The 24725-nt window shown below is 46.3% G+C and carries 21 protein-coding genes; 6 read left to right on the top strand and 15 right to left on the bottom strand.

Going from position 1 to position 24725, the window contains the following annotated elements; genetic code table 11:
* The first annotated feature begins 4 nt into the window (after positions 1–4).
* The 3 genes from MUK70_RS00540 to MUK70_RS00530 are packed head-to-tail and all read left to right on the top strand — an operon-like array spanning position 5 to position 4022.
* The gene (locus MUK70_RS00540) at positions 5–1798 is read left to right on the top strand and encodes a RagB/SusD family nutrient uptake outer membrane protein (protein ID WP_234656738.1); all 1794 of its coding nucleotides are present in this window, start codon (positions 5–7) and stop codon (positions 1796–1798) included.
* A gap of 19 nt (positions 1799–1817) precedes the next feature.
* Positions 1818–2711, top strand: a complete 894-nt coding sequence (locus MUK70_RS00535; protein ID WP_234656737.1) for a metallophosphoesterase family protein — start codon at positions 1818–1820, stop codon at positions 2709–2711.
* A gap of 54 nt (positions 2712–2765) precedes the next feature.
* Complete coding sequence (locus tag MUK70_RS00530) at positions 2766–4022, top strand: alkaline phosphatase family protein (RefSeq protein ID WP_234656736.1); 1257 nt, start codon at positions 2766–2768, stop codon at positions 4020–4022.
* A gap of 134 nt (positions 4023–4156) precedes the next feature.
* Here the strand turns inward: MUK70_RS00530 and MUK70_RS00525 are convergent, their stop codons facing one another.
* Entirely contained in the window at positions 4157–5143 is a 987-nt protein-coding gene (locus MUK70_RS00525) for an aldo/keto reductase (RefSeq protein ID WP_234656735.1), read from the bottom strand.
* A gap of 153 nt (positions 5144–5296) precedes the next feature.
* Here MUK70_RS00525 and MUK70_RS00520 point away from each other — a divergent pair, with 153 nt between their 5' ends.
* The gene (locus tag MUK70_RS00520; RefSeq protein ID WP_234656734.1) at positions 5297–6193 is read left to right on the top strand and encodes a helix-turn-helix domain-containing protein; all 897 of its coding nucleotides are present in this window, start codon (positions 5297–5299) and stop codon (positions 6191–6193) included.
* Between the two features lie 276 nt (positions 6194–6469).
* Here the strand turns inward: MUK70_RS00520 and MUK70_RS00515 are convergent, their stop codons facing one another.
* From MUK70_RS00515 to MUK70_RS00450, 14 genes are all read right to left on the bottom strand, one after another.
* A complete protein-coding gene (locus tag MUK70_RS00515; protein ID WP_234656733.1) occupies positions 6470–8047 on the bottom strand; it encodes a calcineurin-like phosphoesterase C-terminal domain-containing protein in 1578 nt (525 codons plus the stop codon).
* Between the two features lie 66 nt (positions 8048–8113).
* The gene (locus MUK70_RS00510) at positions 8114–9634 is read right to left on the bottom strand and encodes a RagB/SusD family nutrient uptake outer membrane protein (RefSeq protein WP_234656732.1); all 1521 of its coding nucleotides are present in this window, start codon (positions 9632–9634) and stop codon (positions 8114–8116) included.
* A 26-nt stretch (positions 9635–9660) separates the two neighbouring features.
* Positions 9661–13005 carry a TonB-dependent receptor gene (locus MUK70_RS00505; protein WP_234656731.1) on the bottom strand — a complete coding sequence of 1115 codons (3345 nt, stop codon included), beginning with the start codon at positions 13003–13005 and terminating at the stop codon, positions 9661–9663.
* Positions 13006–13240: 235 nt separating this feature from the next.
* Positions 13241–14371: a FecR family protein gene (locus MUK70_RS00500; protein WP_234656730.1), complete on the bottom strand. Its 1131-nt coding sequence runs from the start codon at positions 14369–14371 to the stop codon at positions 13241–13243.
* 108 nt (positions 14372–14479) lie between these two features.
* Positions 14480–15070, bottom strand: a complete 591-nt coding sequence (locus MUK70_RS00495) for an RNA polymerase sigma factor (protein WP_234656729.1) — start codon at positions 15068–15070, stop codon at positions 14480–14482.
* 298 nt (positions 15071–15368) lie between these two features.
* Complete coding sequence (locus MUK70_RS00490) at positions 15369–16136, bottom strand: DUF1223 domain-containing protein (protein WP_234656728.1); 768 nt, start codon at positions 16134–16136, stop codon at positions 15369–15371.
* A 121-nt stretch (positions 16137–16257) separates the two neighbouring features.
* Positions 16258–17019 carry a LytR/AlgR family response regulator transcription factor gene (locus MUK70_RS00485; RefSeq protein ID WP_234607218.1) on the bottom strand — a complete coding sequence of 254 codons (762 nt, stop codon included), beginning with the start codon at positions 17017–17019 and terminating at the stop codon, positions 16258–16260.
* Complete coding sequence (locus MUK70_RS00480; protein WP_234656727.1) at positions 17000–18022, bottom strand: sensor histidine kinase; 1023 nt, start codon at positions 18020–18022, stop codon at positions 17000–17002. The genes MUK70_RS00485 and MUK70_RS00480 overlap by 20 nt, the downstream gene beginning before the upstream one ends.
* 39 nt (positions 18023–18061) lie before the next feature.
* Complete coding sequence (locus MUK70_RS00475) at positions 18062–18523, bottom strand: hypothetical protein (RefSeq protein WP_234656726.1); 462 nt, start codon at positions 18521–18523, stop codon at positions 18062–18064.
* Positions 18524–18532: 9 nt separating this feature from the next.
* On the bottom strand, positions 18533–19465 hold the full coding sequence (locus MUK70_RS00470; protein WP_244784603.1) for a heme-binding domain-containing protein: 933 nt from the start codon (positions 19463–19465) through the stop codon (positions 18533–18535).
* 156 nt (positions 19466–19621) lie between these two features.
* On the bottom strand, positions 19622–20005 hold the full coding sequence (locus MUK70_RS00465; RefSeq protein ID WP_234607214.1) for a winged helix-turn-helix transcriptional regulator: 384 nt from the start codon (positions 20003–20005) through the stop codon (positions 19622–19624).
* Positions 20006–20107: 102 nt separating this feature from the next.
* Positions 20108–20848 carry an SDR family oxidoreductase gene (locus MUK70_RS00460; protein WP_234656724.1) on the bottom strand — a complete coding sequence of 247 codons (741 nt, stop codon included), beginning with the start codon at positions 20846–20848 and terminating at the stop codon, positions 20108–20110.
* Positions 20849–20969: 121 nt separating this feature from the next.
* On the bottom strand, positions 20970–21422 hold the full coding sequence (locus MUK70_RS00455; protein ID WP_234656723.1) for an organic hydroperoxide resistance protein: 453 nt from the start codon (positions 21420–21422) through the stop codon (positions 20970–20972).
* A 29-nt stretch (positions 21423–21451) separates the two neighbouring features.
* Positions 21452–22513 carry an alpha/beta fold hydrolase gene (locus MUK70_RS00450; protein WP_234656722.1) on the bottom strand — a complete coding sequence of 354 codons (1062 nt, stop codon included), beginning with the start codon at positions 22511–22513 and terminating at the stop codon, positions 21452–21454.
* Positions 22514–22896: 383 nt separating this feature from the next.
* Between MUK70_RS00450 and MUK70_RS00445 the strand changes: the two genes are divergently transcribed.
* Both MUK70_RS00445 and MUK70_RS00440 read left to right on the top strand, forming a co-directional pair.
* The gene (locus MUK70_RS00445) at positions 22897–23751 is read left to right on the top strand and encodes an AraC family transcriptional regulator (RefSeq protein WP_234656721.1); all 855 of its coding nucleotides are present in this window, start codon (positions 22897–22899) and stop codon (positions 23749–23751) included.
* 70 nt (positions 23752–23821) lie between these two features.
* Positions 23822–24652, top strand: coding sequence for an NAD-dependent epimerase/dehydratase family protein (locus MUK70_RS00440; protein ID WP_234656720.1), 831 nt, complete (start codon positions 23822–23824; stop codon positions 24650–24652).
* Positions 24653–24725 lie beyond the last annotated feature (73 nt).

Here is a 24725-nt window from a genome sequence, read left to right as displayed (position 1 = left end):
GATCATGAAAAAGAACCTTATATTATCCGCCTTGTTAATGGTCGCTGCCAGCGCCTGTAACGAGGATTTCCTTGAACGTCTACCGCAAAGCTCCATTGCGCCCGAAGCTTTTTTCAACACAGAGGAAGACCTTGCTTTGTATATCAACGGACTGGTTTCATTACCCGGCACCAGCTCTTACCTCAACGACCAAAGCACGGACAATGCTACTACAACTGGTGCCGTGGAAGTGAAGGTGATCATGACCGGCACGCCCAGCTCGCAGACCATTGAAGGAGGTTGGGATTGGGAACGCCTTCGAAATGTTAACTATTTCCTGGATAACTATAACAAAGCAGCCACATCTTCGCAGGCGAAAGCACATTATGTGGGACTTGCCCGCTATTATCGTGCACAGTTTTATCTGGACAAAGTGGCGCGTTTTTCGGATGTTCCCTGGTATTCCAAAACATTGAATCCGGGCGATAAGGAATTGTACAAGACACAGGATCCGCGCGCACTAGTGATGGATAGCGTAATGGCCGACCTCGCATTTGCCAGCGAGAATGTGCGTGAGAGCGTACCTTCGGGCACACCTGGAAAATGGGCAGTCATGACAGAATATGCGAGGGCGGCTTTGTTTGAAGGCACTTACAGAAAATACCATACGGAACTCAATCTGCGGGGCACGGCAAACCGGTTCCTGGAAGTGGCAGCAACTACATCAGAGGCCATCATCAAGTCCGGGAAGTTCTCTATTTATTCAACGGGGAAACCTCAGCAGGATTATGCTACGCTCTTTGCCAGTCAGGACCTGCTAAGTAATCCGGAAGTTATCGTGACCAATGTTTATGATCAGAACAAAAAGAAAGAAGGCAGCGTGAATAGTTCCGTTTTCGGAGATTACGAACAGGCGCCTTCGCGTGACCTGATACAGAGTTACCTGATGAAGGACGGAACGCCATTTACAAACACTGCAGGTTATCAGGAGTTTGGTTTTGTAAAGGAATTCGCAAACAGGGATCCCCGATTGAGCCAGACCATGGTTTATCCAGGGTGGGTTAGATTACCGGATGCTACGCCTTACATTCAGAGGCTTAACAAGAATTTCACGGGATACCATCAGCTGAAAGGCTACATGAATACCACTGATAATAATATACAGAACAGTGCAGATTTCCCTGCCTACCGCTACGCCGAGGTACTGCTGACTTACGCAGAAGCCAAAGCCGAGTTGGGTACATTGACCCAGGCCGACCTGGATATTTCAGTGAATTTATTAAGAAAAAGGGTTGGTATGCCCGACCTGAACCTCGCTGCGGCCAATGCAAAACCAGATCCTGTTTTGGTTGGAAAATATCCTAATGTAGCTGCTGCCAACAGAGGCGTGCTACTGGAAATCAGAAGAGAAAGAAGGGTGGAATTTGCTTTTGAAAACCTGCGGTTCAATGATCTGATGCGGTGGCATGCCGGTGCGTTGTTGACAAAAATACCGGAAGGGATGTATTTTAAAGGACCGGGAAAATACGATCTGACTGGTGATGGCATCGATGACATTATTCTGATCAATAAAAATACCGCGATCCCGGCGGAAGCCTCCAAAGAGAAAAACAGTCTGGGTGTTGTATTGATCTATTATAAAACAGGTGCAATCGGAGAGGACGTGACGGTTTACCTGAAAAATGGGTTATCTGGTGGTACAATGGTTACTGAAACAGCAGTGAGGAAATTTGAAGAACCAAAATATTACTATCGTCCCATCCCGCAGACACAAATGCTGCTTAACCCTGAATTGAAACAGGTATTCGGCTGGAAATAAGGTATACCCGAACAAAGTAATGAACAGAAGAAACTGGATAAAAAACGCGGGACTTGTGACCGGGGCGGCAACAGCGGCCCCGGTTTCCCAATTGGCTGAATCTTCCAAAAAGAAACCCGTCCTGACGGTCGCCCACATCACCGACGTGCACATACGCGCAGGCGATGATGCACCTGCAAGGTTTAAAAGGTGCCTGGAAGATGTAAAAAAGCACCATGTAGACTTTTTCCTGAATGGTGGCGATTCGATACATGCCGCAGATTATAAGGATGTTACGCGCGAGCAAATGCTTGAATACTGGAAACTCTGGGACGAGTGCACCGTATCGCTGAAAGGCTTTGAGGTACATAGCTGCATTGGAAATCATGATCCCTGGTGGGCGGCCCCCTCGGAACAGGACGAAATGTATGGGAAAGACTATGTGGTTAAAAGACTCGGAACACCGGGCCGGTATTACAGTATCACCAAAAAGGGCTGGCATTTTATCATGCTGGATGGCAATAACGCCAATATTTCGCTGGATGAGGAGCAATTCACCTGGCTGAAAGATGATTTGGAAAAGCTGCCTGCCAACACACCGGTGGTAGTGATGTCCCACTACCCTATTCTCGGCGCCACACCGATGCTGGTCGGTGGCGGACATTCGGATTTCAAGAAGCTCAAAGCGCTTTTCTACAAACATAAAGACAAGGTGAAGATCTGCCTGAGCGGGCACCAGCATTTGCAGGATAGCACTTTTTACAATGGTGTGCAATATTGCTGCAATGGAGCAGTAAGCGGTTTTTGGTGGGGAAAAGGCGATGCCGAATCAGCCGCACCCAATTACTACCAGGAAACGCCGCCCGGCTTTGCTATACTCCGACTGTTTGAGGACGGAACAGTGACCAATACTTACTATCCCCATGCTTACTAGCGCGGATAGCTTTTAAATACAACAATTGAAGTACCAACCCTGATTTCCGAAAGCATGAAAAAACCCTTTTTGCCATTCATCTTTATTGCATTGGGCTGCATGACCCTGCCTTTGAATGTTTTTGCCCAAAACAAAACCAAGAAGACCTTATTTGTGATTGTCGACGGGATTTCGGCAGACGTGATCGAAAAAGTCTCCAAGCCTAATCTGGATGCCATTTCCAAAGCCGGCGGATACAGCCGGGCGCATGTTGGCGGGGAAAAGAGCACCTATTCCCAGTCACCGACCATTTCGGCAGTGGGGTACAATTGTCTGCTCACCGGCACCTGGACCAACAAGCATAATGTTTGGGACAATTATATCAAAGACCCTAATTATAACTATTGGACGATTTTCCGTTTTTTCGAGGAACAATACCCGCAAAAACGAAGCGCTTTATTCTCAACCTGGCTCGATAACCGGACAAAACTCGTGGGCGACGGGCTGCCGCAAACCAATAAGCTGCGCATTGATTACCCTTTCGACGGTTTTGAGCTGGATACCATTCATTTTCCGCATGATAAACAGTCTCAATACATTCATAAAATTGACGAAAAAGTAGTAGACGAGGCTGCTTCTTACATTGCTTCCGATGCGCCTGATTTATCCTGGGTTTACCTCGAATTCACCGACGATATGGGACACAAATATGGTGACAGCGAGCAATTTCACAATGCCATTAAAATGATGGACGACCAAATGGGGCGGTTGTGGAAGGCAATTCAGGTGCGTGAAAAAGACTTTAATGAAGATTGGCTGATCGTAATTACCACAGACCACGGCCGCGACCCGAAATCGGGAAAAGACCACGGCGGCCAGACAGATCGCGAGCGGAGCACATGGATTGTGACCAATGCGAAGGATCTGAACCAGAACTTCAAACCAGCTACCGAAGCCGACGCGCCGGGAATCGTCGATATTATGCCCACCATCGCGCGGCACATGGATATTTCATTCCCGAAAGAGCAAGCATTTGAAGTGGACGGTGTACCGTTTACCGGAAAGCTGTCTGTTACTAATCCAACCGTCAAAAAGGGTGCAGATAAGATTGACATCACCTGGAAATCTGTCAATAAGGAGGGGAAGGTTAAAATATGGTTAACGACCACCAATCATTTCAAAGAAGGAGGCCGCGACATTTACCACTTAATTGACGAAGTTCCGGTGACTAATGAAAAATTAGAAATGGACATTTCTAAATACCGGTCAGGCTTCTTCAAGATTGTATTGGAAGGAAAATACAATACCGTAAACCGTTGGATTGTTCCCTAAGTCAAAAGTTCTTTCAAAGGGAAAGGCGAGCTTTATAAATTTTAATAAGATAACGGGTTTACGGCACCGGCTCTACGAAAAGAGCCGGCTACCGGTCCCGATGGAAATCGCCCTCAGATCAATCGCACAATCCTCTAAGCTTTCCGGTCTATCGCCTTGTCCAAATCTTCCGGATACCGGCCGCCCTTGGCTTCGATGCGATCTGCGCCCTGGGTGATCGTGCTTAGCTCCGTGGAAGAAAGCTCCAATGCCGCAGCGCCGATATTTTCCTTCACGCGTTCCGATTTCGTGGTACCGGGGATCGGAACGATCCACGGCTTCTGTGCCAGGATCCAGGCCAGCGCCACCTGCGCGGTAGAGGCTCCCTTCTCCTTCGCAACGCGGTCAAGAACATCTACAAAGGCTTGATTAGCTTCCATGTTTTCTTTCTGAAAACGTGGGAAGTAACTCCGGCCATCCTCTTTCTCAAAACGCGTGTCGGCATTCATTTTGCCGGTCAGAAAGCCTCTGCCTAGTGGGCTGAACGGAACGAAGCCAATGCCCAATTCTTCAAGCACAGGAAAGACCTTTTCTTCCGGTTCTCGCCACCACAGGGAGTACTCGCTCTGCAGCACCGTCACAGGTTGCTCGGCGTGGGCTTTACGGATGTTTTCGACCCCAGCCTCTGATAGCCCGAAGCGCTTTACCTTACCCGAGGCAATGAGATCCTTCACAGTGCCAGCCACATCCTCCATGGGAACGGTCGGATCCACACGATGCTGGTAAAGGAGATCGATCGTATCGATGCGCAGGCGCTTGAGTGATGCGTCCACCACATTGCGGATGGTCTCCGGGCGACTATCGAGTTCAGCGTTTGATCCATTCTTGAATCCAAATTTGGTGGCGATTACCACCTTGCCCTTGAACGGTTCCAAAGCCTCTCCCACAATGTCCTCGTTGGTGTAAGGGCCATATACCTCTGCAGTATCAAAGAAAGTGATACCCTGTTCTACGGCGTCGCGTAACACGCGAATGGCTTCATTCCGGTCCGGCTGGTTGGCGTAACCATGGCTTAATCCCATGCATCCGAAACCAAGTTCAGACACTTCTAATCCTGAGGTTCCTAATTGTCGAGTTTTCATTTTCTAAGATTTTGTTTCTGCAAAATTGTGGAGGAGGTGCAAGCTGATTTGTATATAGATTACGGGTTTTCCTACCAATATCACTGATTGGGATAGCCGGTATGATAAAGGCTTAACAGAACCTGTAATTTTGTATTGAAAAAAGAATAAGGTATGGAAGAGATAGTACGAATTGACAGCATTACCCAATACAATGCCATGCGGGGCATGACGACCAAACATCCCCTGGTTGCGGTGATTGACATCTCGAAAGCGCAACCAATTCCCGCCAAGTCATTCAATTTTGGTTTGTATGCGGTGGGTCTGAAAGAGCTGAACTCTGCCCAATTACGCTATGGAAGAAGTCACTATGACTACCAGGAAGGAAGTCTGGTATTTGTAGCGCCCGGACAGGTGTTAGGTGTGGAACCCGGTGTGGAACCATTAACCCCGAAAGGCTGGGTATTGCTCTTTCATCCTGACCTGATAAACGGCACTCCCCTGGGCAAACACATTCAGGATTATTCTTTCTTTTCCTATGATGTAAGTGAAGCGCTTCACCTGTCGGATAAAGAAAAGAGTATTGTGATTGATTGCTTCTCAAAAATCGAGTATGAACTCGATCAAAATATAGACAAGCACAGCAAAGGACTGATTGCATCCAACATCGAGTTGCTGCTCAATTACTGCATCCGTTTTTACGACCGCCAGTTCATTACGCGCGATAATGCAAACAAAGGAATTCTGGAACGGTTTGAATACTTATTGAATGGCTATTTTTCGTCCGATAAACCGCAGAACGAAGGCTTACCTTCCGTAGCTTATTGCGCGGAAGCCCTGCATTTATCACCCAACTATTTTGGTGACCTGGTGAAGAAAGAAACCGGCAGATCTGCTCAGGAATACATTCAGTCAAAAGTGATAGATATTGCCAAAGAGAGAGTGTTTGACAAAGGTAAATCCGTGAGTGAAATTGCCTACGAATTGGGCTTTAAATACCCGCAGCATTTCACCCGTTTATTCAAACAAAAAGCAGGCGTTACGCCGAATGATTACCGGATGATGAATTGAATTTCAGGTAGCGCGCTATATGCAGGAACCGTTTTGTCTTTTGGGGGCATTTTCAGCCACCTTCCTGGTGTGACACTTCATATATTTTCTAATTTTAAAGGCAATCGCTGCCATCAGCATCGCCTTATGAGCACCATCGATTCCAAGTACTTGAAATCTTGTTGAGCCTAAAGTATATTGTCAATGCCGAACTGGTGTTCGGCATTGACAATATACTTTATCGCTCTGTATCCCAATCGAGCTAAGCTTGTGAGCATTCTGTGTTCGATACGCCGATTACCACTTTGGTTTTTCAATGCGATAAGAACTGGTCTGGGTGAATGTACGGCCAAATACATCGGTTGCCCTCACTTCGATCTTGTGCTCGCCCAAACCAATATTTTCAGGCAGCGGCGCGTTCCAGAGGTGGGTGCAGTTGCCTGCCTCGGTCGGCCGACGCCCACGCATGAGCGTATCGGCAGTATCCCATTCAGCTCCCTTTGCAACGAATGCAGGATCGGCACCACCAACGAACTTCATAGGTTTCCAGGGCTGGTCATCAATACGATATTCCACCTTGCTGTCTTTGTGGCCCATAAAGAAGTTGGCATAAATGTGTCCACGGCCTTCCCACCAAACATCATTCATGACTTTACGATGATATAAGTTGATCTGATAACTGGCAGGCATCCCGGCGACTTTATAGTCGGCTGTATATTGGTTTCCATTAATATTCAGATAGGAATAACCTTTGGGCGTGCCATCGCTCATATCGGATTCGATGACCCCTTGCTCATTCACTTTGCCCGACCACCAATTGCCACAGGTGGTCCCAACATTGTACTCGTACAACCGTTTTTCATTAGTCCAACCATATTCCTTGCCATATAACTCCTGCCGCTGGTTGTGCGAATGCGCTGACAAAACCAGAACATGCGGGTATTTTTCAAGAATCCGGAACAGGTGATCCCGGTCTTCCTCCCTGTATGAACCGGGGTAGCCGTTTTGAAGCGGCACATGGAAGGCCATCACCACCAGCTTGCTGGTATCAACCAATTTAAGGTCGTTTTCAACAAATTTGAATTGACTTTCTGTCAATCCACCCCGGAAACCTTTATGGCCGGGATCAGGATAAAGATTGTCTTCCAGTATCAGGAAATGGGCCCTCCCATAATTATAGGCATAATTGGCAGGCCCAAAATTGGCCGTGAAAGTTTCGTCAGTGAGGCTATCCGCCTTGGCGTCGCTATTCATATCATGGTTCCCCATGACATTATACCAGGGAACGCCCACTTTACTCACTGATTTTATGTAGGGCTTATGCAAGGCTAAATCGTTACCGGCCAGATCTCCCAGGGTAAGCCCGAATGCAACATCTTTTACATTTAATACCTCCGACACAATTCCTTTTTCGAAATAGCCCACTTCACGCTCATCCAGAACTTGCGGATCGCCAAAAATTAAAGCCCGGAAGCGGTCCTGCTCGCTGCTTGAAACCAATGCGAAGTCCACCGATTTGGGCAGCGGGCCTGTCGGTGCAATCCCTTTGTACTTGGATGAAGGCGAGCCTTTTGGATTATGTACATAAAAAAATTGTGGCTGATTGTATTCATTGAGCGGCACGGCGAAGCCGGATGGCTTTATTACAGAAACAATCGCATCATCCCATATCGGCAGCACGTATTTACCTTTGGCATCGGTCACGGTCACGTTTATACCATTGGTAATGGCGACATTGGGAATTCCTTTTTCCGAAGCTTCCTTTTTGCGGTTTTTGTTTGCATCATTATAGATAAAACCGGTAACTTTATTTTGGGCAAAAGCTGCTCCTGCACTTAACGTAATCGTAAGTAGCAAATTAAAGATTATTCTCATTGTGATTATGGATTGATGGATGGAAAGCATTCTTCACGGTTATACATATACGTAATCGAATGCCGCCTAATATCCAGGATTTTGTTCGAGAAGATCATTATTGTTAAGCGCCGCTTCGGGAATAGGCCACAAATAGTGATGAGGAAGAAAAACCTTATTTTTTCCAAGAACATTCTTTACTTTGGGGACAACATCCTCTATGATTCCCCATCTTTTAAGATCAAAATACCGCTGCCCCTCAAACGCCAGTTCTATTTTCCTTTCGTAGCGAATAGTTTCTCTCATCTGATCTTTGGTTAACCCCTGTTGTATTGGCGGCATATGCGTACTAGGTCTTGATCTAATCGCATTTACAGCGTCATAAACCTCCTTTACTGGTCCGGCAGTTTCGTTCAAAGCTTCGGCATACATGAGCAAGACATCTGCATAGCGGATCTCTACCCAATCCTGTTCACTGGGATTGACGGAGTATTCCTGCGCAGGAAATTTACTTTTGTTCAGGAATTTTTCGATGATCAGACCGTTAGGCGTTCCTGCTCCTGCACTTGGTTGAAATCCATTTGCATAACCGGGCCATGGTTTTCCGGGATAAAGTACCGAAACATCCAATCTGGGGTCACGATTCGCAAATGGTTTCTTCGGGTCATAAAGCGGTGATTGCGAAATGCTTAATCCATCACTACTAGGAAATTCATCTACAAATGATTGCAATGGAATAGCGCGTTCCCCTCTTCCGTACCAGACGTCAACTCCCCAACGCGGATCCTGTAAGTTATTGGGTGCCAAAAAACGGATAGAAAACAGAATCTCTGGCGACTTCTCCTGAGTACCGTCGATAAAAACATCCTTTAAGTTGTTGCTGAGCGAAAAGTGGGTGTTCGACACTCCCTTGAATGCGGTTACGGCACCAGCGTAGTCTTTCATATATAGGAGAACTTTGCCTTTCATGGCGTAAGCAGTTCCCCTCACAGCGTGTCCGTTGTAAGCAATGTCAGGAAGACCTCCGATCGCATCGTCCAGGTCGGCGATCACTGCTGCAAAAATTTCCTCCTTCTTGCTCTTCGGCCGTTTGCCGTTTTCAAGGGCCAGCGGTTCCATGGCAAGTACAGCATCACCAAAATACTGGGTCAGTCGAAAATTTGTCAGGGCACGAATGAATTTCACCTCCGAGACATATCTGGCCCGATCCTGATCAGCCATTGCTACTTGCTCGATGTTGGCCAGAAAATCATTACAACTCGCCAATGTCTGGTACAACGAATTGTATACGGCAGTGACGTCGGCGCTGGTCGGTTCAATGACCCCCTGAGCAAATCCTTCATACTCGCCTCTATCCGCTTCGTCAGATAATGTTGAAAGGGAGGGCGTCATCCATGAGAGCTTATTGAATTGAAGTTGTCCGTAAACACCGGCCAAAGCGCTTTTCACATCCTCCTCACTTTTCCAAAATGTATCCGATGAAAGCTGTGTGAGTGAATTTTTATTCAAAAAGTCTTCGCTGCACCCGATGGACAGGAACGCTAAAATAAGTGCAGGAAAAAATTTACGGCAACAGAATACGATGTTGTTTTTTATATACCGGATCATAGTTTTTTGTGTTTTGTATGACTTGGTTAAAACCTAACTTTCAGCCCTAGTGAATAAACTTTGTTTTGTGGATAGCGAACACCGCCACGGCCCCCGTCGCCGCTGCGTTCAGGATCGAAACCAGTGAATTTTGTCAAAGTAAACATGTTCTGGCCCGACAGATAGACGGTCAGCCCGGAGAGACCCAGAACGGATAACTTGTTCGGCATAAAATCATAGCTGATATCAAGGCTCCTTAACCTTATATATGAGGCATTTTCAAGCCAGAAATCTGAGGGTTCTGAACTAGCTTTATTGCTATCGATGTACAGTTTGGGCACAGTCGTGTTTGGATTTTCCGGCGTCCATCTGTCGCGCCATCTTACCGGCGGCGGAGATCCCTGCCTGAAAGGTTCATAGCCCCATTGGCCTGTGTAATATTTAGCTCCTTGCACCCCGTAGAACATCGTGCTCAGGGAAAAGCCTCTAAACTTCAATCCAAGATTTGCTGCATATTCAAAGTCGGGATGGCGGCCGTCCATGGTAACTTTATCGCTGGTGTTAATCACGCCGTCCCCATTTTGATCTATGTAACGCAGGTCACCCGGTGACGGATTATTTGCTTGCTTGGCAGCCTGGTCGATTTCTTCCCGGCTTTGAAAAATGCCCTGCACTTGCCACAGGTAATAAGTTTGGAAGGGATCCCCTTCGCGGTTTATGAAATTTTGACCATAGGTTACAGAACCATATCTGGCTAGTTTGTTCCTGTACGCGGAGATTGTCCCGCCAATATTATAAGATAGTTCGCGGCCAATTTTATTCCTGAAATCTACGCCAAGTTCCATGCCTCTGTTAATCATCACTCCGTCATTGATCAAAGGTGCGGTGTAACCTATTTCAAGAGGAATGTCGGCCCTTCTTAAAATATTTGATGTTCTCTTATCGAAATAGTCGATGGTAAGTCTAAACTTTCTCTTAAAGAACTCGGCATCGATACCAAAATCCGTTACGGTTGTTTTCTCCCAACTGATCCCGGAATTATTTAATTCTGTTTTTCTCACACCTGATGAAAGTGTGTTATCGAATGGATAGCCGGTTGTTACCGCCAAAAGGGATTGGTAAGGATAGTAACTAATTTCCTGGTTACCCAGACTTCCCCAGGAGCCTCTTAATTTGAGTTCGTTGAGCCAGTCTGATTTGAAGAAATCTTCCTCGGCGACATTCCATCCACCGGAGAATGAAGGAAAAAATCCCCACCGGTTCGCCGCTGAAAAGCGTGATGATCCGTCATATCGGGCATTGACCTCCAAGAGATAACGATTCTTGAAACTGTATGCCAATCGTCCAAAGTATGAAAGCAATGCCCATTCACTTGAATTCCCCCTGTTACTTTGACCTGCTGCCGGGCCGGCATCCAGCTCTGTAAGCGCACTTGTAATGTAGTTTATACGGGTACCGCCCAAGGTGCTCACTTTGAAGGTTTCATAGCTCGTTCCGAGTGTAGCATTAAGGTTGTGGTCTCCAAGGTCTTTTGTATAATTTCCGTAGAGATTGGCTGTGGTCAGGTTATTCTTGGCCTGGGTCTGTTCATAATTGTTGTTTCCGAAGCTACCTGATGGTGCTCCCGTGACAAAATTATAGGTCGATATTTTGGTGGCCATGTACCTGCTTTCAGCCATCGTTCCCGCAGCCGCGACACTCCCCGTAATATCGAGCGACTTAATCGGCGTTAATTTAAGATAGGCCTGCAACCGATAATCCTGACTTTTGATTTTATTTAAAGCCTCATTGGCAACCAACCATGGATTCTTATTCCCGATCGTCTCATTAGGATATCCCCGAGATGCATAACGCCCGCTGCCATCTGCAAGCACTGCACCAAATGTAGGTCTCTGGGCCATGGTGGATAATAACGGGTCTACGCCATCGCCACCGCTGTCACCGGAAGGAGAAGTTCGGTTTTTAAGGACGAGCCCCAGCTTGGTTCCGAAGAGGAGTACTTTGCTCAACCTGGTATCCATATTAAATTGCATGGACGTCCGTTTCATACTGTAACCTTTGAAGGTCCCCGGCTGATCCAGGTAGGCGGCTTGTCCGAAGAAATTGGTTGCCCCCCGATTTCCAGTAAACGAAAGCGTCTGGTTGGTGACCACTTTCGTATCGAACATTTTATCCAGCCAATTGTAATTAGGAAACTGGTCCGGGTTTGCAGGGTTTCTGTATGCATCGATTTGCTCTTTCGTATATGGGGAGCCACCAGTTCCGAAGTTGGCAATCGCTTCATTCCACAACTCCATGTATTCCACTGAGTTCCAGATTAAATCCGGGTATTTTGTCGGCGAATGTAGCGCAGTGTTAATGTGGTAATCAAAGGTAGTTTTATCCGTTTTTGTTCCTGTCTTGGTTGTGACCAGTATCACGCCATTTGCAGCCCTTGCGCCATATATCGCAGCGGATGCGGCATCTTTGAGCACGGATATGCTCTCAATACTTTCTGGATTTACGCTATTGATATCGCCCCCGGCAACCCCGTCGATGATGACGAGCGGATTAACACCGGCACCACTAAATGTGCCCACTCCCCGGATCTGCAAATTGATTCCCTCTGCACCCGGTGCACCGGAGTTTTGAGTGACTTTCAGGCCGGGAAGTCTTCCTTGCATGAGCGATGCCGTATTGAGAAACTGACCTTCCTGTATATCGTCTGAGGTAATGGACGCTACTGCGCCGGTCATGTTTATTCTTTTTTGAGCACCATAACCTACTACAACCTGTTCGTTTAATGCATTTGCCGATTGTTCCAGCGTGACATCAAAATAGGTTCTTCCTGCAATGGCAACCTCTTTTGAAACAAAACCCACAAAGCTGAACACCAGTGTTCCCACTGTTTCCGAAGTCTCGAAGGTGAATTCACCATCCGCGTCGGTGAGAGTCCCCCTGGTCGTACCCTGAAGCAGAATGCTAACCCCGGCAAGCGCAACTCCTTTTTCATCGACAACCTTACCTTTTAAAGGAATAAAGTTGAGCGCGGGCGATTCCTGCACTTCCACCTTTACCGGTGAAGCGCCTGGGGTATCACGCGAGAGGATGACATGCTTGCCGCTGACCTCGTAGCGTATATTCATGGGCGTAAAAAGCTTTTCCAGCACTTGTCCAAGCATCGCATTGGTCGCTTTTAACGTAATAGCCTGTTGTGACTGACCAATTTGTGGCGTGTAGGAAAAACGCACATTAGCAACCTTTTCCAGTTCTTTTAGAGCTGGTTTTAGTTTCACGTCTGTCAGGTCAAGGCTAATGCGGCGATTCAAAAGCTCCTGAGCGGATAGATTATTGGCCCAGGAAGCACCCATAAATGTCAACGCCAGTACAACCTGAACCAACGATAATTTCATATAGTGGATTAGTATATGTCTAAGTTGTTTCATACTTTTAATTCAGTTATTCGTTTGGAAAATTCGGATAATAGATCTCCTTACAACCTCTCCGGGATGTCAGGGATTAACAAGGGCCAATGATGGAGCAAGCATCATTGGCCATGTTGCTTTAGAAGGCGGGAATGTGGCTAAGTTTTCATAGAAGTAGGAATGGTGATGAAAGATGAAGCAGGAAAATTGGTAGGGTTTAGGATTATTGTTTACATCCGGTGGTGCTGATAATGACCTGGGCATCGATAATTTCGTAGGACGCTCCAATAGTCTTACATACAACATCCAGCATTTCCCGAAGGCTTTGATTGGAGAAAGCAGCTGAAAACTGGCATTTCTTTAATGTTTCATGATCGTAGACGACATTTACCCCATAGGCATTTGTTATGTCATCGAAAAATTGGACTGCAAAATCATCTTCATATTCGAATTTGGGCAAAGACTTTACATTGGGCAGCGAAACAGGATATTCTACCAGCCCTTTACTGTCGAACAGCTCTGCCTTCCTGTCAAACACGACGAATTGATTGGGGAGCAATAAAACAGTTGATTTTTTTGGTGCGTCCGTTGATTCTTTTGTTTTATGACTGCTTTGATATACGGTAACTTTTCCGCTTAATACCCGCACAGTCACATCTGAACCGTCGTGGAAAGCGATTACTTCGAATTTTGTACCCAATACTTTGGTAACAACCTCATTCGCATATACATAAAATGGCTTGCTTGCGTCAGGAACCACATCAAGGATGGCTTTCCCTGACAGATACACACAACGATTTTCACGATTATATTCCGAGGCGAAACTGATCTCGCTCTGGGGATCCAGCAATACCGACGAGCTATCCGGTAATTGATAAAGCTCCGGTTTCGATGACCTATTACGGTGCCTGGTAACCTTTGAATTATTCTCAAGTAGAGCAATAGTGTCGTCGTAAGTTGATTTACTAAAACCTTTCGGTTGCCAGAACAGATAACCGGTAGCAACAATAGCCAGGGCAACAACGGCGGCAGCAAGTAAGTACCATCTGGTGTATTGTCGCAAGGGTTTTACCTGATTAGCCGCATCGTATTGCTCAGTGCTTTTCAGTATCTTATCCAGCAGCCTTGCCTCTTCTTGTTCGGAAAGATATGTTCTTGAATAGCTCGTCAGCCCCAGCAACACTGCATTTAGCAGCTCCCGGGCTTGCTGCCATTCAGGGTTCTTATGAGGATTACTCCGGAGATACTCTTCCCAAAACGCCACGGACTCCACTGTTGGAGAAAGCTGATGTTTCAGAAAACGATCGTCGGTAACGAAGTCTACCGGCCCAAAATCTTCATATGTGCTACCCACTGTATGCTTGTTTTACACAGGGATAACCGATACGCTGTTTTCATACTCAGTAGAAAGAAGAAATTTTGGAAAATTTAGATCAGCTTGTTCAAGAACGAGACAATCTATTTAAAAAAGCCCTTCTTGAAAAACCAAAAATGCCAGCATTATCCAACCTCGAAGTTTTTCAATGGCCCGGAAAACCAGATTGTTCGCTGATTGGGTATTTACGTCGAGCACCTGGCCGATCTCCTGGTAACCCATATTCTCAACGAAACGGAGCCGGATAGCCTCTTGCTGACGCGGGGGAAGTTGCAAGACAAGGCGGTTTAACATGGCCTCATTATTCACAGACTCTTCCTTCTGGATTTGAATGTCTTCTGCGGATGGATCGGACCAAAGATCCTCGAAATTGTCCTGAACCACGAACATTTGAGGGCGTTCTTGCCGCTTCAATAAATGCAGGACCCTATTTTTAAGGGCAACGAACAGGTATAAGCGGATGTTATCGGGCACGGCAAGCCGATCTCTTTTGACCCAGACCTCCAAAAATACATCATGAATGCAATCCAGCACAAAATCCTCGGAAATCGAAACCAAGCTCATCCCATAGCGGTACATCGCCTTCACATGCAATCCGTAGATTGCCGTATAAGCATCCTTATCTCCCGCCAGTAGCTCTTTCCAGAGCGTTACCTCATCCTTTGATTCACTTGCCATCAACAAGACATTTTGCCTGAGGCAAAGTTTATGACTAAAAATCGTAGGGGCAAAGTAACGCTTTTGTGCTGTATTGGAAGTTGCTGATTGGGTGAAGGAATTGTTAAGGTTTTCTGGACATATGTAAGTGTGCCATGCGCCTTTACCTTTAGTATTTATAGTGTGGGTGTTAATCCTAATGGAGTTAGCCCGGTTGCGATCCACATTGTTTTTCGAGCCACGATATCCCGGTCGGTGACCTTGCCGACTACATCAGTGGCACCATCATGCGGATTGACGGTGCCACAATCTAAATGCTTTAAATATCATTTACCACCTTATCAGCCGCGTGAATTTCGCCTGTTACCTTATCCTGAAGAAAACCAATTACTTCCCATTCAGCTGCCGTAAAGTCTTTCGGCAGGGTGATATTGACTTGGCCATTTGCTGGCTTTTCCAATTTAAATGATTGTAACCTTCTCACAATCTGAACATGACGCAGTGTACGGCCACCATTTTCGCCGCGTTTGATTTGACGCTCTGCATTTTTTTGAACCGCTGCTATCATCAGCTCGACATTCTTGCTTCCTGACGTCTGGTAAGTAATGGCCATTTTTCCTGCTTCTGGTTTTCCGGTTAATTTTAATGTGCTGGCTGAGGAACCTTGCAGCGTATTTCGCAGGGCATTAGTCAAAGCCGCCTCATCGGATCCGACAAATTCGGTTTTGCCGTTGACAATCACCTGCGGCGTGTAAACCTGCGCATTCAGCTTATCTGCGTACCAATATTGGCGTTTGGTATTTTCAGGGCTGCTAAAAATATCCCTCCAACCCTGGTGATCCCAATAATCAATGTGGTAAGCCAGGATGTAGATCGGTTTGTCACCAGCTTGCTTCTGTACATTGCCGAGCAACTCGTCGGCGCGTGGGCAACTCGAACAGCCTTCGGAGGTGAATAATTCCAGGACCACGAATCCGTCGCCTTTTGTTGTTTTGTCATCGGCTGGTTGTTGGTTTACGGCTCCGTTGGTAAAGTTTGCCATGAACAATAAGCCTGCTGCTAAGGCCAAAATGTTTTTCGTTTTCATAAATTTTGATTTTAAATATGAACCAAACTTATGGCTGCACACGGCAGAAAGCGAGAAGATCTGGGTTGAACAGGGCGATTGGAGCCGCCAACCGGACACAGCAATCCTGAAAACTTTATCGCTAGCGGTTCTCCATCCACGCAAGAAACGACGGCGCTTTTTCCTTATTGATCAGCAATTGCTCAGGTGTTTCTATGACCAGTTTGACATACAGTTTCCGCATGAAATAATGCTCGATTTCCTTAATGGCCGAAAAGTTGACCAGATACTGCCGGTTCACCCGGAAAAACTGCTTTTGGCTCACAGATGCCGCAATCTGCTCGATGGATTGGCTCAGTGAAAATTCTTGTCCATCGAAACACATGATCATCGAAGTTTCATTCCGAATGTAGAAAAAGGCAATTTGCTCGGTTCGGACGGTTGTATATTTTTGATGTTTAAATACCAGAAAACTGGTTTTCTCGGCTTGTGGAGCCATTCTGTTCAATAACTCGCTCAGGTCGGGAATTGCTTTTTGCTGGAAAAAATTTTTGAGGTCTTCTACTTTGCTGAGCGCGCCTGCAATGTCCTCTTTCGAGAATGGTTTCAGCACATAATCTACGCCGTTTCGCTTGAAAGCTTCCAGAGAATATTCGTCGAAGGCTGTACAAAAAACGACCGGACAAACAATCTCCACAGACTTAAAGATCTCAAAACTTAGCCCGTCGGCCAGCTGAATGTCCATAAAAATCAGGTCTGGCTGCGGCCCAGCCGAAAGCGCTTCAACCGCTTCTTCGACACTCTGATATGGACCGGTGATTTTGGCGAGCGGACGTAGCTGCCGGAGGATGTTTTCAAGGGATCTGGCTGTTTTTAGCTCATCCTCAATGATTACGATGTTCATAAATGATGGGAAGTCTAACCTGAAATAGATTTTGGCCGTCGATTACCTCAACCTTTTTGTTCAATAAATGACTGTATTTGAGCTCAATATTTTTCAATCCCACGCCCAGCGAATCTTCCTGGTTCTTTCTCAGCTGAACCTGGTTTTCGACAACAATGCTGTCACCTTCCGAGAGAATGCGGATGTGCAATGGGCGGCTGAGTGATACAATGTTGTGTTTGAGACAGTTTTCGACCAATAATTGTAATGTAAATGGAGGGATTAATGTATCTAAAAAGGCATCCCCGACCTTGTTTTGAAAAATAAAGCCGTCTTCAAACCTGGCCTTTTGCAAAAAAAGATATGCATTTAAAATCTCCATTTCCTCTTTCAAAGGAATCAGGTCCAGCTTGCGGCTTTCCAGCGTATAGCGGTAGAAGTTAGCCAGTTTTAGTATGAAGTCCACCGACTGCTGATCACCTGTTTCCACCATTGCTTTAAGTGTATTCAGGCTATTAAACAGGAAATGCGGATTCACCTGCTGTTTCAAAAGATCATATTGCGCGCTAAGATTATCGTTCCGAAATCGTTCCAATTCCATGCTCACATGTTGGTTTTCATAGTTCTGTTGCAACATATTGAGGAACATATAAAATACCAGGTTGATCAGAATACCCCGTACTTCTACCATCAGCATGGTAGGCCCGAAGTCAATATGAGCAAGGATAAGCTGCTGAATGTAAGCCAATCCAAACATTATAACGAGACCAAACGCCAGTGAGTTTAACAATTTAGCATAGGATATCTGCTGACCCTGCGGGCGGTTGCTTTTCCGTGAAAGCATGTAAATATTGAAATACCACATTATCACCGCAAACGCAGCCGTAATGCCCGCATTGACGGCCGCTTCCAAAGGCACAAACCGGTGCGAAGCAAGCTGCGGCACCGAGGAAAGCACTCCAATCACAATGGAACTCGTCCAGATGATTGTATTAGAAACTTTCAATGTTGATGGTGTTACCATTTTAGAATCGGTAGGATCGAATGTGTGATTTCGGGTTTACTAGGGGAAAATGGCCGCGCGCTGACTGGTTATAAAGCTAATCCGCTGGCTTTTTTCAGATTGCCAGTCAGCAGGCTTATAGCCTTTCCCAATCTGGAATTCATAGTCAAAAGTAAGTTCTGTCTTATTTCTTTTTACAATCTTCAATGTTTCGATGGAATAAATCTCGCCATTCATATTTGTTCCATACCATTGCGGCATTGGTTTTTGCTTCCAAGTGACCAGTGTATAATGTGCGCCAATATTTGGCTTGGGCAGCGAATCATGAGCGCTTTGGAGCGCAAGGTCATTACCGTAAAGCATCGCAATGGTGCCTTTCTTGTTATTAAGGATGGATTTGATCACCTTCTGATTTCCGGCATCGTACAGATATTCCGGCGCAAGATTGGCGGTGTTGTGATCGTCGCAGGACATTATAAAAAGTGCCAGCGCAATAATATATAGTGAAATTATCGCCTTCATTTTCGAGATTTATTTGGTCGGAATGTTGAATACAAAGTCATTTTCAGGGGCCAGCAGCCGATGGCAGTTGGCGCAGGTCTGCTCAAACAGGACGGTTTTGCCTGCCGGTTTTAGATCAAGTCCATCGAACTTGGCAAATCCCCAGCCTTCGGTTGCGCTATATTTTTTGCTGTCTTTGATCATGAATTGAGCATTTTGGAAGTTGCCGGGCCGCACATTTCCGTCCTTATCCTCTGCCTGTTTGCCCCAAACAACCTTTACAATCCTCGCGCCGTCGGGAAAAGGAAGCTGGCGTTTTTCAATGGCCTTCACCATAATGTCGTTTCCGTAAACGATCCGCATGCTGCCACCGTCGAATTTGTCCGTTACGCTGATAATCTTCCAGTTTTTGTAGTCCGAAGAATAGGGAATGTTATTCAATGAAACTGGCGTTTTTTGAGTTGAGGCTTTTTGATTCACCGAAGTTCGCGCAACGATCCGGGCCGTATCGACTTTATGCCTTCCAGGAAGTGTGTTCACGTATTGTTTCAAAACTGCCAGTTCAGATGCGGTTACTTTACCACCCGAATGTGCCAGCGTGTAACGTTTCAAAGGCATCTTCTCCTGCTCGATCGCATTCACCATTTCCCAAAGCAGCAGCTCCTGCACAGCCGTCGGATTCTTGTCCCATTCCGAAAAATTAAACCGCGAACGTGCTTCATCAATATCATGCGCCACCAGGAAGGACGCCGGCGCGATCTTGTCAAACCATTCCACTTTCGCTTCATTGGAATGACAATCATAACACGCCCGTTCCAATATCTGCTTCACCTCGGCTGGAACTGCAATCTCACTGGTCACAGGCGGATTTTCAATGTTAGGGGAAATCATTTGCAGTCCCACAAAGATCACAATGACCATGATCGCCGCACCTCTGTAAAATGTTAACCCAGGCTTTTTCATTTTCATATATAATTATCTGATTACCAAAGCTCAAATGTATACCGGGACACTTCTTTCTCTTAGTTGCAAAACCCTGTATCAGACAAACTCTATCGTAAAACAGACATTAGCGAAGGTGAATCAGACAGATCAAAACCGCAAACATTACTCACGCATTCATTCACTCTCACTCCTCATTACCTTTTCCCGGTGCTGTTTGCCCCAGCTGATCATTTCCAGAATGATCCCGCCAAAGGACATGCAATAATCCGTTTCAGTATATTCAACCAGCACCGGAGAGTCCGGGGTGACCGTGCGTTTGATCAGCTGATTAGCTTCCATATCCTTTAATTCCCTGGACAACATCCGCGTTGTAATACCGGGAATGCTTCTCTGGATATCGCGAAAACGCCTGTTCCCGTTGCATATTGAATTGATTATCAGAAGTCGCCATTTGCCGCCAATAACATACATGGTATCCTGCAATGCCTGAACTTCCTGCTTCTGGTTTCTCGGATCTGACAGAATTTCTCCCGCTTTCCTGATCTGTTCTTCATTCATTATGCTGCTTCTATTGGTGCCAATCATTCCCTGAACGTGCAAAAAGCACAGGTGGTTCGCACCTGCGCTTGCTCCAAAGTTGCGCTAAATTAAGCCAAACGGTCAAAGACTCATTCCACCATCCATTACGATTTCTGCGCCTGTGATAAAGCTCGAAGCGTCTCCCGAGAAATAGGCTACCATTTTAGCAACATCGTCGGCACTTCCGATTCTTTTCAGCGGAATGCGCTCGATCATCCAGTCGTCTAATGCCAGGCGGGCTGCTGGCTCCAAGCCCATTTTATTTAAAATCTCAGTTTGCGTCGGGCCGGGACTGATCGCATTCACCCGGATCTTCCGCGGCGCCAGTTCAATCGCCGCAATTTTCATGACTGCATTCAATGCCGCCTTACTAGAAGTATAAATCGAAGAATTCGCTCCGTTCATGCTGGCAACATTCGATGACAAAAACACAACCGCAGCGCCGTCATTCAGGATGGGAATGAATCTGCTAAGCGTAAAATAGGCACCTTTAAAATTTACATCGATCACATAATCAAAGTCGACTTCTGTCGCCGTTTCAATTCCTGCACCGCCCAGCACACCTGCATTGATGAACAAAATGTCAAGTTTGCCAAACTGCTCACTAACTTGTTTTACCAGCGCTTCAATGTCTGCAACTTTGCCTTGGTCACTTACTAAACCAGTCACGCCAAGCTCGCTCGCAGCCTCCCGGATAACATTTTCGCGCCTGCCCGTAATGATTACATCTGCTCCCTGGGCTTTCAATTCTTTTGCAGCAGCATAACCGATACCGCTATTTCCGCCTGTTACCAGGGCCTTTTTCCCCTTTAAAGTTTCCATTGTCTTTTGAATTTATTTCTGACAAATGTAAACAGCGATTGGTATCACTATTATACCAGTATAATGCGTGATACCAACTTGCTATTTACCTTATAATATTTTTACGCCGGAACAGCTGACGTTAAATCGCTACTGTGATCTCCACATTAATGTTCCCTTTGGTCGCCTTCGAATACGGGCACGTCTGGTGCGCGGCCTGCACAACGCTGGCGGCGTCATCTTGCGACAGACCTGGAAGATTAACCTGCAACCTTGCCTGTAATGCGTAACCTTCGTCGCCGGTTGCCAGGTCCACTTCGGTATCTACGGACGTTTCCACAGGAAGCTTTATCTTTAAAGTCGACGCATTGATTTGAATCGCTCCGAGAAAACAGGCAGACCAGCCTGCAGCAAACAATTGTTCTGGATTCGTGCCTTGGCCGGAAGTTCCCGGCGAGGAAAGATTAATATCCAAACGTCCGTCCGAACTTTTGGCAGCGCCCTCACGGCCACCGGTCACGTGTACTTTACCGGTATATAAAACTTTACTAACTGACGCAGCAGCTTTGGCTGCAAAAACGATTTGATTTTCCATTGTAATTGATATTTAAAGTTGTTTTTAAATTATTTATTGATCGACTCGGCCACTTCCAGAATTGCGTCGGCAAACGCTTCCGGAGCTTCCTGAGGCAAATTATGGCCGATGCCAGTGATGGTATGATGGGCGTACTGGCCTTTGAAACGGGCCGCGTATGCGCTGGGGTCAGGATGTGGCGCGCCGTTTGCATCGCCTTCCAGTGTTACGGTTGGCACTGTGATCGACGGTGCTTTTGCCAGTTTCGTTTCCAATTCATCGTATTTCTCCTCACCTTTCGACAGTCCAAGTCGCCAACGGTAATTGTCGATGACAATCTTGACATGGTCTGGATTTTTAAATGACGCAGCCGAACGGTCAAATGGATACTTACTGAATTTCCATGTCGGAGAAGCTGTCTCCCAGATCAGTTTGTTAAATTCATAAGTGTTGGATTCATAACCAGCAGCGCCGCGCGCGGTGGCGAAATAATATTGGTACCACCAAGACTGTTCAACCTTTGGTTTCAAAGGAGCCATGTTACCTTCCTGGCTCCCTATAAGATAACCACTTACAGACACAAGCCCCCTTACCCGCTCTGGCCATAAGGCTGCCATGATATTTGCTGTTCGTGCTCCCCAGTCGAAGCCACCTACAATTGCGTTTTTAATATTTAATGCATCCAAAAATGCAATCATATCTACGGCAAAGGCTGATTGCTGCCCGTTTCGCGGAGTCATGGAAGACAGGAACTGCGTAGTGCCATAACCTCGCAGGTATGGTATGAGTATCCTGTACCCTTTTGCGGCCAGTATTTTGGAAACCTGCTCGTAACTATATACGTCGTAGGGCCATCCATGAATGAGTAGTACAGCCTGCCCATTTGCCGGTCCCGCTTCTATATAACCAACATCCAGTACTCCCGCTCTGATTTGCTTAATATGCTGGAACGGATCTTCGAACCTGGTAATTTGACCGTTACTGATGCCTGCTGATTCATGAGATTGGCCTTTTGCTGGCACCAGACAGGCGGACAGTAACAACATCAGTATTGCTTGCCGGCTTACGAAGAACCGGCGTTTAAGGTTTGAAATGTGATTTACAATGTCCATCGTTCTATTAATGTTAAGATTGTCTTCATGATTCTGATGTTTTTTTGATTTGATAGCTCAAACCTACAATCAGAAAGATGTGTAAAACAGGAGTTATTCCTTCAAGTAGACAAACATGAAGTTGGCTTAGACAGGTTAATGGCCGAGACTTTTTTTAGAGACCAATAACCTGAGAATTCTGTGATACTGTGCTTGATACAAAGCCGGCTTGCCGCCGATTTTGATGAACACGTTGAAAACAACGCAGAGAAAAGTACTTCTAAATCAAAGGTGTCAATTTCTAGTAGATCTAATGTTCATAACTTTGGAAAGAATCAACCGAGCCACAAGTATTGACGATATTTGCCTTTGAAGGCGATTCGACTACTTTATCATTTTGAGGCATGCGAAATATAAATTTGTTCCCGGAAACATTCAGTCAGAATAAGCAACTGCCTATAAGGATTGTTACCCCGGACTTTGGACATTTATCTATGGAGACCGCTGGTAAACTCGGATTCAAACGCCGCTTGCAATATTACTTTTTCCTCTTTGTTTTGGATGGTCGCTGCCAGCATGCTGTGGATCTGGATACAATTGAGGTTGGAAAACATGAATTGCTTTTTGCCCTGCCCCATCAAATTCAACAGTATCCGGCCACCACGCATGGCTCTGATTATTACAAATTGGGCTTTGATGAAGAATGCTTTTCACGATTGCCCAGACAGTTTCCTTTCCTGCTAAACCCGCTTAATCAACAAAAGATCAGTTTTTTACCCGCAGCGGCTATCAGGCTTAAGGCCATTTTTGAAATTCTCCTGGGTTTATTGAGCACTGCCGATACTGACCCTGAACTGATCCTCGCCCATCTGAATAGCCTTTTGACAGAGATTAATACAGCTTATTTTGCAGCTGATAGAAAGCCGGCGGATAACAGAATCGAAAAGTTTATCGGCTTCAAGTTGTTTGTAGAAAACAACCTGACGGATCACCCGACTATTCGAAACATTGCGGAAGAACTCGCGGTAAGTAAAGACAGTTTATATCACATTGTTAAACATTTCTCGGGGCTTTCGCCGAAAGAATTTATTACGAACCGCTTGATACTGGAAGCCAGAAGACGCCTGTATTATAATGAACGGACTTCCGTAAAAGAGCTGGCTTTCGATCTGGGATTTAACGACCCGGATTATTTTTCCCGCTTGTTCAAGAAGGTGACCGGCAAAACCGTTGCCGGTTTTTTCCAGGATTTGTCCTGAGCTGACCGGCATTCGTCCAGCTTTGCCGCCAACATTCTCCCGAGCTTTGTTCATCAAAAAACATTGAAATATGAACAAAGAATCGAAGACCATATTAATAACTGGCGTGACTGGGCTTGTTGGCGCCCGCCTTGTGCCGCGTCTTGTGGACGCAGGCTTTGACTGCCGGGCATTAATGCGTGGTGGGAAGGATGTTCCGGCCGGGGCCACAGCCGTGGAAGCGGATTTACTGGATGCTGCGTCACTGGCAGCGGTGGTGAAAGATGTTTCAGCAATCGTCCATCTTGCAGCGGTGTTCCGCACAAAAGACATTGAGCTGATCTGGAAAAGTAATCTCGAAGGCACCCGCAACCTGATCGATGCAGCGAAGGCTCATGCACCGGGTGCCCGCTTCCTTTTGGCAAGCACTACCCATGTTTACAATAAAAACAACCCGCATCCGGGCCGGGAGGATGATCCTGTAGATCCGGAACATGCGTACCCTGCCAGTAAGGTCGCCGCTGAAAAGGAGCTGCGTGAAAGCGGACTTAACTGGTCGATCCTGCGGTTTCCCTTCGTGTATGGAGATGGCGACAAGCATCTGGAAACGCTACCAGAACACTTGATTGCAGCCAAATGGCATCCCGCTATGAGAATGAGCACCATTCACCACCTTGACATAGCTACCGCTATAAAGATCGCGCTGGCAGGAACCATGGATGGTCGCATTGTGAATATTTCAGATGAAGCCCCGACTTCACTTTACGAATTGTGCAAGCTTGTCGGCGTTACGATGGAATCATCATCCGAGCCTCTCACAGATCCCTGGTATCTGCATTCGGACAGTTCACTCGCACGCAGCCTGGGTTTTCAGCCAGCAGTCAGGACAGTCTATCAGGCGGTGCAGGAAAAGCTACTTTGATTCAGTTGTTTGGAAATTCATCTGGCCATGAATTCTGTCGAAGTGGACATTTCACGGCCAGATGATATTGCAG

This window comes from Dyadobacter chenwenxiniae (assembly GCF_022869785.1).
In the GTDB taxonomy this organism is placed as follows: domain Bacteria; phylum Bacteroidota; class Bacteroidia; order Cytophagales; family Spirosomataceae; genus Dyadobacter; species Dyadobacter chenwenxiniae.
The sequence above is the reverse complement of the archived record's forward strand: the minus strand, read 5'-3'. Positions and strand labels throughout refer to the sequence as shown.